This window comes from Bartonella mastomydis, from assembly GCF_900185775.1.
GTDB classification, from domain to species: Bacteria; Pseudomonadota; Alphaproteobacteria; order Rhizobiales; family Rhizobiaceae; genus Bartonella; species Bartonella elizabethae.
Genome location: NZ_LT883138.1, coordinates 91,313 through 103,358, shown reverse-complemented (window position 1 = coordinate 103,358; position 12,046 = coordinate 91,313). Strand labels below are relative to the sequence as shown.

Sequence of the window (12,046 nt, the reverse complement as noted above, 5' to 3'; positions counted from 1 at the left end):
TTCAAGTGCTCCTTGTACGGTATTATGTTGCGTTTACCAGTAATATTGGGAAAAAATATTACATATTATTTTAATTGTATGATAAACCAACTTCGCATAAATCTGATGTTGGTTTAAAAGAAAAGTGCTGGAAATTAAAGAGTTGCATTATGACCGAAACTAGAAAAAAACCTGACCCTATAGATATCTATGTTGGAACTCGTATCCGTTTACGTCGTAATATTTTAGGACTTACTCAAGAAAAACTAGGTGAAAAATTAGGAATTACTTTTCAGCAAATCCAAAAATATGAAAAAGGAACAAACCGTATTGGTGCCAGTCGTCTTCAAGCGATAGCAGAAATTATGGATGTTCCTGTTTCTTACTTTTTTGATAAAGGCCTTACCTCTCAACAAGTAGAAGGTTTTGCTGAAAGTGATCACAATTTTATGGACTTTTGTTCTAGCAGCGAAGGTATCCAGCTGATGCGGGCTTTTACGAATATATCTGATGCTAAAGTGCGTCGAAAAATCATTGACTTGGCAAAAGCACTTTCTGAGGAAGATTTGACAGATAAGCTATAAAATTAAAATTATATTTTTTCTCTCTTGTTCATATCAATTTGCATTGACGATTTGCTATGATATTGGCAAATCGTAGCGATTTTAGTAGGCAATTAATTGAATTGTTGGTTTTCTTTTTTGAAGGAGTTCCTATGCCGCATCAAGATTATCTTTTTACGAGCGAATCGGTATCGGAAGGGCATCCTGATAAAATTTGTGATCGTATTTCTGATGAAATCGTTGATATGATCTATAAAGAAGCGCAAAAGACTGGTACTGATCCGTGGCTAGTGCGCGTTGCTTGTGAAACTCTCGTCAGTGTCAACCGTGTTGTTATCGCCGGTGAAGTCCGTGTTCCTGATACGCTCTTAAAAAAAGATAAAAATAAAGAATTTATTTATGATGAAACTGGCTTTCCACTCATTAATCCTACGCGTTTTCGTACAGCAGCGCGTCGGGCTATTCGCGCCATTGGCTATGAACAAGCAGGTTTCCATTGGAAAACTGTTAAAATTGATGTTCTTTTGCGCCCTCAATCCGCTGACATTGCAAGAGGCGTTGATAATGCGACAGATCGGCATGGTGAAGAAGGAGCAGGTGATCAAGGCATCATGTTTGGATATGCTTGCCGTGAGACACCTGACCTTATGCCTGCACCCATTTATTATGCGCATAAAATTCTCAAACTTCTTGCCGCAGCCCGCCATAAAGGAGAAGGAGAAACTGGGAAATTAGGACCAGATGCTAAAAGCCAAATCACCATACGCTATAAAGATGGAAAACCCATAGAAGTAACATCCATCGTTCTTTCAACACAGCATCTTGACGAAAGTTGGGATTCCAATAAAGTTCGCACAGTCGTTGAGCCTTATATTCGTCAAGCTTTACATGATATTCCCATTGCAGCTCAATGCAGTTGGTATATTAACCCAACAGGAAAATTTGTCATTGGTGGCCCTCAAAGCGATGCTGGACTGACGGGACGCAAAATTATCGTGGATACTTACGGAGGAGCTGCCCCCCATGGAGGCGGTGCTTTCTCAGGAAAAGATACAACAAAAGTTGATCGTTCTGCAGCCTATGCAGCACGCTATCTGGCTAAAAACATTGTTGCTGCTCATTTAGCAGAGCGGTGTACCATTCAGCTCTCCTATGCAATTGGTATTGCGCAACCTTTATCGATTTATCTTAATCTTCATGGAACAGGAAAAGTCGATGAAAAGGTTATTGAAGCAGCTATTCGAAAAATAATGGACCTTTCTCCCACTGGAATTCGCAAACATCTTGATCTTAATAAACCGATCTATACAAAAACAGCTGCTTATGGTCATTTTGGGCGAAAACCAAAGCATGATGGTTCATTTTCATGGGAAAAAACTGATCTCGTGAAAACGCTTCAAACAATGATCAAAATCCCATGATGAAACATAATGCACGCAAGAGTGAAGCCTTTTTTGGACGCCGGCAAGGAAAGCAGCTGCGAAACAATCAGCTTGCGCGTATAAAAATGCTTCTCCCTCATTTTAATATTGATTTAAATATCCCTCCTCCCTCAAATCTCACATCCTTATTTTCGAGTAAAGTAAAAGAAATTCGACTTGAAATCGGCTTTGGTGGCGGTGAACATTTACTCCATGAAATGGAACATTTTCCACAAACCGGTTTTATCGGCATCGAACCTTTTATCAATGGCATGGCAAAAATATTGTTTTCCCTTGAACAGCAGATACACTATCAAAATCATCTCCGTCTCTATAATGATGATGCTACACGCCTGCTTGATTGGCTTCCTGATAACTCACTTGATGGAATAGATCTTTTCTACCCTGATCCTTGGCCTAAAAGGAAGCACTGGAAACGGCGTTTCATCAACATAAAAAATCTTAACCGTTTTGCTCGCGTTCTTAAAACGGGAAAAATTTTTCGTTTTGCTAGCGATATAGATAGTTATGTAAACTGGACCCTCTATCATTGTGCACACCATGATCACTTTGAGTGGAAAGCAGAAAGCCCCCAAGATTGGAAAACCCCTTATCCACTATGGAGAGGAACCCGCTATGAAGCAAAAGCTTTACGAGAAGGGCGAACACCTACCTATCTTACCTTTATCAAGAAATAAAAGATCAAGCGCTTTTCTCATAAAGATCTTGAAAAATTTTGAATTTAAGAGTATCAATAACTAAATTCTTGGTCTTATGATGAAGAGTGGGTCGTTGGACCTGCTCTTTTTTAATATCGTAAAACTGACGAAAATAACTTGGATAAAATGTATGAACGAAGCTGAGAAAATAAGCAATCTTGATGAGCCACGTCTTTTTGAAGAAGATGGTATCGAGGCAAGAGTTGCTGCTCTTGTCATACCATTGCTTAAACCTTTAGGTTTTCGTTTGGTTCGTGTGAAGCTTCTTGGACAAAATGGTTTAACACTTCAAATTATGGTTGAACGGGCTGATGGTTCTCTCACCGTAGAAGATTGTGAAACTGTTAGTCGGACTGTTTCCCCCCTCCTTGATGTGGAAAATGTTATCGAACGCAAATATCATTTAGAAATCTCATCCCCAGGAATTGATCGTCCATTGGTACGAAAATCCGATTTTTTTCATTGGCAAGGGCATCTTGCAAAAATTGAAACCAAAATAACCATTGATGGACGCCGAAAATTTCGTGGAACACTTACTAATATCACGCAAGATGGATTTATTTTAAACACTGATAAAGCTGCTTACGGAGAAGCCATGTATACCTCTATTTCCTTTTGTGATATCATAAGCGCGCATTTAGTGCTTACCGATGAGCTTATTCGCGATGCATTGAAAAAAAATAAAGATTTAAGTCAACAATTCATTTCCGAAGATACTCCTACCGACTCAATACAGACGCTCAATTTCAAAAAATAATATCACTGGGAAATACCCATCGTGTGGCACAAAGAAGGAGAAATTTGATGGCTACAAGCGCTAACAGGCTTGAGATTTTGCAAATTGCAGATGCTGTTGCACGTGAAAAGTCAATCGACCGTGAAATTGTCATTTCTGCGATGGCTGATGCCATTCAGAAAGCAGCACGTTCTCGTTATGGTCAAGAAACCAATATTCGTGCTGAAATCAATTCCAAAACAGGTGAAATTAAATTACAACGCCTGCTTAAAATCGTTGATGTTGTTGAAGACTATACAACGGAAATTACTTTATCCGATGCACTCAAACGCCAAGCAGATGCAAAAATTGGTGATTTTTTTGCTGATCTTTTACCTCCTATGGATTTTGGACGCATCGCAGCACAATCGGCTAAACAGGTGATTGTACAAAAAGTACGTGACGCAGAGCGTGATCAGCAATATGAAGAATTCAAAAATAAAGTTGGTGAAATTATTTCTGGTACAGTCAAACGTGTGGAATATGGCAATGTTATCGTTGATTTAGGACGCGGTGAAGCTATTGTGCGTCGCGATGAATTAATTCCCCGTGAATCCTTCCGCTATGGAGACCGTATCCGAGCTTTTGTTAATGATGTACATCGTGAAACACGTGGACCTCAAATTTTTCTTTCACGCACACATCCTCAATTTATGGTAAAACTTTTTACGATGGAAGTTCCAGAAATTTATGATGGTATTATAGAAATCAAATCCGTTGCCCGTGATCCAGGTTCACGAGCCAAAATTGCTGTTGTTTCACGCGATGGTTCTATTGATCCTGTTGGCGCATGTGTGGGAATGCGAGGAAGCCGTGTACAGGCTGTTGTTGCAGAGTTACAAGGTGAAAAAATTGATATTATTCCTTGGTCGCCTGATGCTGCAACATTTGTCGTTAATGCATTGCAACCTGCTGAAGTTTCTAAAATCATTCTTGATGAAGATGCTGAACGCATTGAAGTCATTGTTCCGGATGATCAACTCAGCCTCGCTATTGGACGACGTGGACAAAATGTTCGCTTAGCTTCACAATTAACAGGATGGAACATTGATATTTTAACGGAAAAGGAAGAATCTGAAAATCGTCAAAAAGAATTTACTGAACGCAGTAAATTGTTTATGGAAGCCTTAGAGGTTGACGAAATGATCGGGCAGGTTATGGCATCAGAGGGCTTTTCTTCTATTGAAGAAATTGCCTATATTGATCTTGAAGAAATTGCTTCTATTGATGGTTTTGACCATGATACCGCTAATGAAATCCAAAGTCGGGCCCGCGAATATCTTGAGCATCAAGAAAAAGAACTTGATGAAAAACGCAAAAAGCTTGGAGTTTCTGACGAATTGCGTACACTTCCTGGAATGACAAGTGCTATGCTGGTTGCTGTAGGTGAGGATGGTGTAAAAACAATAGAAGACTTTGCTGGCTATGCCGTTGATGATTTAGCTGGTTGGAGAGAACGTAAAGAAGGACAAACAAAAAACTTTTCTGGTATTTTAACCCCTTTTGACATTACACGCGCAGATGCAGAAGCTATGGTTTTAGCCGCACGTGTACAAGCAGGCTGGATAGACCAAGCTGATCTTATTACAGAAAATCCTGTAGAAGATGAAAACTCTACAGAAAATGAGAAAACAGATGATTTGAATGTGGATACACTTTAAATGAATGAACGAACTTGCATTGTGACCCGACAAAATGCTTCAGCACAAACGCTGATCCGCTTTGTTATGGGTCCCAATAACCAAATTGTTCCTGATCTTAAAGCGAATTTACCAGGGCGTGGCGTTTGGATTTCTGCCCATCATGCTGTTATTGAGAAAGCGATCAAACAGAAAGCTTTTCATAAAAGTTTTAAAACAGAGGTTGAGGTTGCACCAAATCTTGTGCATATTGTCGATACGCTTTTACTCAAAGCCGCTCTTTCAAGCCTTTCCATGGCAAGAAAAGCGGGAGCTGTTGTCACGGGAGCAACCAAGGTTGACACTGCTATCCGCTCCGGTAAAGTTATTCTTGTACTTCATGCTAAAGAAACAACAGAAGATGGAAAACGAAAAATTGCACAGGCCATCCATACAATACACCAACAAACAAATCGGACAATAAAAACCATATCTTTATTTACAAGTGATGAAATGCGCGTGGCTTTTGGCTCTACTCCTGTCATGCATGCAGCCTTATTGGACACAAAGGCTGCGGAAGGATTTCTTAAAACGACATATAAATTGATCAGCTATCGTGATGACAACCATAGTAAACACGGTGAGATGACGGCACAAGCCGTGAAGGAAGTACAATGAGTGAAAATAACAACGACAAAACAACAGGCAAGAAGACACTAACTCTCAAGCGGTCTGTCTTGGAAACGAGTACGGTCAAACAAAATTTTAGCCATGGCCGTACGAAGGCTGTCGTTGTCGAAACCAAACGACGTAAAATTACGCGACCTGATGAAAAAGCTGAGACCCTTCAGCCTATTACAAAGCCGCATGTGGCACCTCAGCGCTCTAAACCGCGTTTTGAAGAAAAAAAACCTAAAGAATCTGTGGCCAAAAGCAATCTTTCATCGGCTGAAATGGAAGCAAGACTTCGTGCGTTAGAAGAAGCACATATCCAAGAAAGGATAACGAGAGAACAAGCTGAAAAAGAAGCAAGACGCGCTAAAGAGCGTGAAGAAATTTTAAAGCAAGAAATCAAAGAAAAAGAAATACTTCAAAAACAAGAAGAAGAAAAATCGCCAGTACAGATTCCACCTGTTTTTTCTGAGCCTCCCCTCATTGAGGAGACAGATATTCCTCTTACGCCTAAAAATGCAACTGTGATTGAAAAACGCAAAATAGATGAAAATAAAGAGGAAGAACGGCATAGCCGACGTGCTAATCCTGCTAAATCAGAAATACGTGCACCAAAAGTTATCAAAGGAGCTGATGAGCGACGCCGTGGAAAACTGACTCTTAATAGCGCGCTGGACGATGAAGGAAGTGCGCGGGGGCGATCAATGGCTGCAATGCGACGCAGACAGGAAAAGTTTAAGCGTGCACAAAACCAAGAACCAAGAGAAAAAATTTCTCGCGAGGTTGTTCTTCCTGAAACGATTACCATTCAAGAGCTCGCACAACGTATGACTGAGCGTTCTGTTGATGTCATTAAATTTTTAATGAAACAAGGACAAATGATGAAACCTGGCGATGTTATTGATGCAGACGTTGCCGAACTCATTGCTGTTGAATTTGGTCATACTGTTAAACGTGTTTTAGAATCTGACGTAGAGGAAGGTATCTTTAATATAACGGATAATCCTCAAAATATGCAGCCGCGTCCCCCTGTTGTAACCATTATGGGCCATGTTGACCATGGAAAAACTTCTCTTCTGGATGCTATTCGCAAAGCCAATGTTGTTTCTGGTGAAGCAGGTGGTATTACGCAGCATATTGGTGCCTATCAAGTAGAACAAAACGGTCAAAAAATTACCTTTATTGATACACCGGGGCATGCTGCATTTACTGCTATGCGTGCCCGTGGAGCTCGTGTTACCGATATTGCTGTTCTTGTTGTCGCCGCTGATGATAGTGTCATGCCGCAGACAATTGAATCAATTAATCACGCTAAAGCTGCTGGTGTCCCTATTATTGTTGCTATCAACAAAATTGATAAACCAGCTGCGAATGCACAAAAAGTGCGTACAGAACTTTTACAACACGAAGTGTTTGTTGAAACGATGGGCGGTGAGACTTTGGACGTTGAAGTTTCCGCTAAAACGGGTCAAAATCTTGATAAACTTCTGGAAGCTATCCTCCTTCAGGCTGAAATGCTTGATCTAAAAGCAGATCCTCAACGAACTGCAGAAGGCGTTGTCATTGAAGCCAAATTGGATCGTGGACGCGGATCTGTTGCAACCGTTCTTGTTCAAAAAGGGACATTACACCCTTCTGATATTATTGTTGCCGGAAATGAATGGGGGCGGGTACGTGCTTTGATTGACGACCATGGTCGCCATGTTAAAGAAGCTGTTCCCTCTACACCAATTGAAATTTTAGGCATGCAAGGAACACCCCAAGCTGGAGACCGTTTTGCTGTTGTCACGCATGAAGCAAAAGCACGCGAAATTTCTGAATATCGTCAACGATTAGCACGTGATAAAGCTGTTGCTCGACAAACCGGTTCACGTGGTTCTCTTGAACAGATGATGACAAAATTGCAAACCACTGGTGTTAAGGAATTTTCTCTTATCATCAAAGGGGATGTGCAAGGATCCATTGAAGCAATCGCTTCGGCATTGGAAAAATTAGGGAATGATGAGGTTCGTGCGCGTGTTGTCCATTCTGGTGCTGGAGGCATTACCGAAAGTGATATTTCTCTTGCGGAAGCTTCTAACTCAGCTGTAATTGGTTTTAATGTTCGAGCCAATAAACAGGCGCGTGATTTTGCTAAAACACAAGGAATTGAAATTCGTTATTACAACATCATTTATGATCTTGTCGATGATATAAAAGCAGCCATGTCTGGTCTCCTCTCACCAGAACAGCGTGAAACTTTCCTTGGTAATGCTGAAATTCTAGAAGTCTTTAACATTACAAAAATCGGAAAAGTCGCTGGATGTCGTGTTACAGAAGGTAAAATAGAACGAGGAGCCGGTGTTCGCCTTATCCGCGATAATATCGTTATTCACGAAGGAAAACTGAAAACACTCAAACGCTTTAAAGATGAAGTCAATGAAGTACAAAGTGGTCAAGAATGTGGAATAGCCTTTGAAAATTATGAGGATATGCGCGCGGGAGACATCATTGAGACCTTCCGTATCGAACATATTAATCGCACATTATAAAATAATCCAATAGCCTTTACTCTGTTTAAAAATGAGAAAAGTTTTTGGAATTCTATACACAATACCTCTTTTTTTCCTTATTGAGATGGTCAAAAGAAGAGGTCTTGGAGCAAGGATAAAACTTTGATGAAAAATGCAGGACCATCACAACGCCAACTTAGAGTAGCAGAGCAAGTACGTCATGCAGTAGCGCATATACTACAGCGTAATATTTTGCTTGATGAGGTCTTGAAAGATGTTGTCATTTCTGTCTCTGAAGTGCGCATGTCACCAGATTTAAAAATTGCTACTTGCTTTGTATCACCTCTCAGCACACTGAAAAATTCTTCCCATACCGATGTTGTTGATACCCTCAACAAACATAGTCGTTTTCTCCGTGGAGAGATCAGTCATGCGTTACGACAAATGAAATATATGCCAGAACTGCGTTTCAGACTTGATAATAGTTTTGATAATTTTTCAAAAATTGATGCCCTCCTCCGGTCACCTGAGGTTGCGCGTGATCTTCATAGTGGTAAAGATGAGGATTAAAGAAATGACACGGCAACGCAAAAAAAAAGGGCGTCCTGTTTCTGGCTGGGTCATATTTGATAAACCAAAAGGCATGAAATCAACAGAAGCTGTTTCACAAATCAAATGGCTCTTTCACGCACAAAAAGCAGGACATGCAGGTACGCTTGATCCTCTTGCTTCTGGTCTTCTCCCCATTGCCTTAGGTGAAGCAACCAAAACCGTTCCTTACGTGATGCAAGGCAAAAAAACTTACCGTTTTCATATCGCTTGGGGGCAAGAGCGTTCAACAGATGATCGAGAAGGAGAAATAACGAAAACATCTCTCAAACGTCCAACACAAGAAGAAATACTTGCTCTTCTTCCTCAATATACAGGTATTATTTTGCAAACACCTCCACAATTTTCAGCAATAAAAATTGCTGGAAATCGCGCCTATGATCTAGCACGTGAAGGGGAAATCGTTGAAATTGCGCCCCGTGAAGTGGAAATAGAAACTTTCAAGTTCATAGAAATGCCGTCAAAAGAGTGTTCTATCTTTGAAATAACCTGCGGGAAAGGAACTTATGTGCGCTCGCTAGCACGTGATATGGGACGTGATCTGGGTTGCTATGGGCATATCGCTGATTTAAGACGTATTGCCGTCGCGCCTTTTGATGAAGAGGATCTCATTACATGGGACGAACTAAAAGCAGCAATATCGCCCAATAAAAACACCACAGATGAAAATCAGAGTTCTTTTGAAAAAGACTTCTCAACACTGGATGAACTGCTCATTGAAACGGGAGCTGCATTAGATTGTCTCCCTCATTATACGCTTACCGTAAGCCAAGCGCAGAGAGTTATGAGGGGGCATTCTATTCCTTTGTGCGCTGATAAAACACCTCTTGATGAAGAGGAGGTTTGTCTCCTCTATAAGGAGCAACTTCTTGCTATTGGCACTCTTGACAAAGGTCTATTTAAACCAAAGCGGATTTTCACAATTTAAGTGTTTATTTCTTCTAACCACTCTTATTGAAGGATATTATTTCCTATCGAATTAAGAGAAATATATTGCTTTTATTTCTCTATGCTCACCTTCTTCATATCAAAACTTAAAGAAGTGCGACAAGCCAAAACCATTATACACTGTGTTTATCCCTTAATGTCATAACCCTCGTATTTGAGAAACTTTATAAGAAGCTTTTTTATTTCTTTTTCAATCGTTTTTACCTATACGTTTGCGCCCATTTTTAATGTGCAAGAAAATAATTTGGATTGATTCAATATAAATAAGATCAATAGCTTTAAAATGAGAAAAGCTTTAAATTTTAAGGCTATCACTCAACATAAAGAATGACAAAGTATCATTAAATCAATGTATTAACCATTGAAACACTCATTTTTTGTTCTTATGCTAACCAATTGATCTCAAAAATATGATCATATTGAATATTTTACGAAAAAACTGTTCTAACCTTAAGGAAGATGATCAGAAGGAACTTTTAAAAGCATCTCATTGACTTGGGGGATTGTCTGTCGTTCAATCATACGATGCACTCTGATACCGTTAGGAGCGCAATTTAAATGACGCAAACGCTTATTAACTTCAGCATCCGCTTTTGTACGACGATGATTATGGCGTAAATAATCTACCCATGTTGGCATATGATAAGCCTCTGTCCAATATTCTGGTCTTTCAAGATCTCGTAAAAGAACCCATTGGCGCGCACCATCACGTAAACGAATATGGCGTCGACGCGTCATCACTTTGAGAAACTCTTCCAGATCATTTTCATGAATTTGATAATCAATCATGATCATGATCGGACCACTTCTTGCTTTTAGGTCGAGTAAGAGTTCTGGCTCTCTAAAATGATCAAGAGGATTCAAATCTATTTGAGGAATTTCTTGAATTCTAAATTTTACCCCCGCAAGAGCCCCAACAATCAAGAATAGAGAACAAACACTCAAAGCAATTGTTGGAGAATAACCATCAGCCAAAGCTCCCCAAATCGCACTTCCAACAGCCATTCCCCCGTAAGATGCCGTTTGATACAGTGCTAAAGCACGCGCAACAACCCAGCGTGGTGTAGAGAGTTGGACAGATGTATTAAACAATGATAATGCCAAAACCCAACTGAGTCCTGCAGGAAATAAAGCAATATGGCTTATAATCAGTGAGCGGCTTATTCCCAATAAAAAGCAAGAAACGGCAAAACCAATAAATGCACTTGCAATAATTGTTTCTGAACGAAAATGATGCCGTACAAATGCATTAATAATCCCTGCTGTCATGGCTCCTAACCCAAAACAACCAAGCAATGTACCATAAAGAAGGGCACTTCCTCCGAGAACTTTATGCGCAACAATTGGCAAAAGGGCTAAAATCGAAATCGCTCCTATGCCAAAAAGGAACGCTCGGACCATAATACTCAGGAGATTAGGCGACATCGCAACGTAACGCAAACCATCTGAAACAGCCCCTAACAGTCTTTCTCTTGGTAATGGATTGTTTTCATCATTCGACTTCCAGAAAAATAATGCACCAATAAGAGGGATATAGCTTATAGCATTAAACAAAAAAGCAGCAGAAGCCCCCAAAGTTGCAATGATGGCTCCCCCAATAGCGGGACCTATACTCCGCATCAAATTAAAACCGACACTATTCAAACTAACAGCAGCAGGAATATTTTCCCTGCTCACAATATCTCCTATCGTTGCTTGCCAAGAAGGATTATAAAAGGCTGTGCCACATCCAATCAAAAACGTGAAACATAATAAAAGCCAAGGTGTTAAAAATCCCATATAGGCTAAAATAGATAAACTCATGGATATGACCATCATCATAATCTGTGCGCACAGCATAATTTGACGCCGATTAAAATTGTCCGCTAATGCCCCTGCCATCAAAGAAAACATAACAAGGGGTAATGTTGTCGCACTCTGAACCAACCCAACCATGGAATGTGAAGAACTGATTAACGCCATTAACCACCCTGCTCCAACAGCCTGTATCAGCCCCCCTAAATTAGAAATAAGCGTAGATGACCATAAGTTTCGAAATACCGAATTACGAAAAAGTTTGAATGTTGAAATGCTCTGCATCTTTTTCCTCCAAATCGGTATTTATCACTTTTGTTATCACACACACGCTCATAATCTTCGTATCAAAAGGATGCATAAATCTTTAAAAAACTTCTCATAAAACCCTATTTAAATCAATATTTCAAAACAAAAGCCTTTATTTAAAGAAAGACTTCAAAATTCTGTTAAGG

10 protein-coding genes are annotated in these 12,046 nt (G+C 40.0%); 9 read left to right on the top strand and 1 reads right to left on the bottom strand.

The window, feature by feature from the left end:
* The first annotated feature begins 149 nt into the window (after positions 1-149).
* The 9 genes from FJG96_RS03650 (at position 150) to truB (ending at position 9,777) form a co-directional block, all read left to right on the top strand.
* A complete protein-coding gene (locus tag FJG96_RS03650; protein ID WP_005774131.1) occupies positions 150-563 on the top strand; it encodes a helix-turn-helix domain-containing protein in 414 nt (137 codons plus the stop codon).
* Between the two features lie 131 nt (positions 564-694).
* Complete coding sequence (gene metK / locus FJG96_RS03645) at positions 695-1,963, top strand: methionine adenosyltransferase (RefSeq protein ID WP_139412789.1); 1,269 nt, start codon at positions 695-697, stop codon at positions 1,961-1,963.
* The gene (locus tag FJG96_RS03640) at positions 1,960-2,661 is read left to right on the top strand and encodes a tRNA (guanine(46)-N(7))-methyltransferase TrmB (RefSeq protein WP_139412788.1); all 702 of its coding nucleotides are present in this window, start codon (positions 1,960-1,962) and stop codon (positions 2,659-2,661) included. The genes metK and FJG96_RS03640 overlap by 4 nt, the downstream gene beginning before the upstream one ends.
* A gap of 151 nt (positions 2,662-2,812) precedes the next feature.
* Positions 2,813-3,439 carry a ribosome maturation factor RimP gene (gene rimP, locus FJG96_RS03635; protein WP_139412787.1) on the top strand — a complete coding sequence of 209 codons (627 nt, stop codon included), beginning with the start codon at positions 2,813-2,815 and terminating at the stop codon, positions 3,437-3,439.
* Between the two features lie 47 nt (positions 3,440-3,486).
* Positions 3,487-5,118 (top strand): transcription termination factor NusA, encoded by a 1,632-nt coding sequence (gene nusA, locus FJG96_RS03630; protein WP_139412786.1) that lies wholly within the window; start codon positions 3,487-3,489, stop codon positions 5,116-5,118.
* Positions 5,119-5,754: an RNA-binding protein gene (locus FJG96_RS03625; RefSeq protein ID WP_139412785.1), complete on the top strand. Its 636-nt coding sequence runs from the start codon at positions 5,119-5,121 to the stop codon at positions 5,752-5,754.
* Entirely contained in the window at positions 5,751-8,279 is a 2,529-nt protein-coding gene (gene infB / locus FJG96_RS03620; RefSeq protein ID WP_139412784.1) for a translation initiation factor IF-2, read from the top strand. The genes FJG96_RS03625 and infB overlap by 4 nt, the downstream gene beginning before the upstream one ends.
* 126 nt (positions 8,280-8,405) lie before the next feature.
* Complete coding sequence (gene rbfA / locus FJG96_RS03615; RefSeq protein ID WP_005774138.1) at positions 8,406-8,810, top strand: 30S ribosome-binding factor RbfA; 405 nt, start codon at positions 8,406-8,408, stop codon at positions 8,808-8,810.
* A gap of 4 nt (positions 8,811-8,814) precedes the next feature.
* Entirely contained in the window at positions 8,815-9,777 is a 963-nt protein-coding gene (gene truB / locus FJG96_RS03610) for a tRNA pseudouridine(55) synthase TruB (protein WP_139412783.1), read from the top strand.
* 470 nt (positions 9,778-10,247) lie between these two features.
* Here the strand turns inward: truB and FJG96_RS03605 are convergent, their stop codons facing one another.
* Positions 10,248-11,876 carry an MFS transporter gene (locus tag FJG96_RS03605; RefSeq protein ID WP_139412782.1) on the bottom strand — a complete coding sequence of 543 codons (1,629 nt, stop codon included), beginning with the start codon at positions 11,874-11,876 and terminating at the stop codon, positions 10,248-10,250.
* Positions 11,877-12,046: the final 170 nt, after the last annotated feature.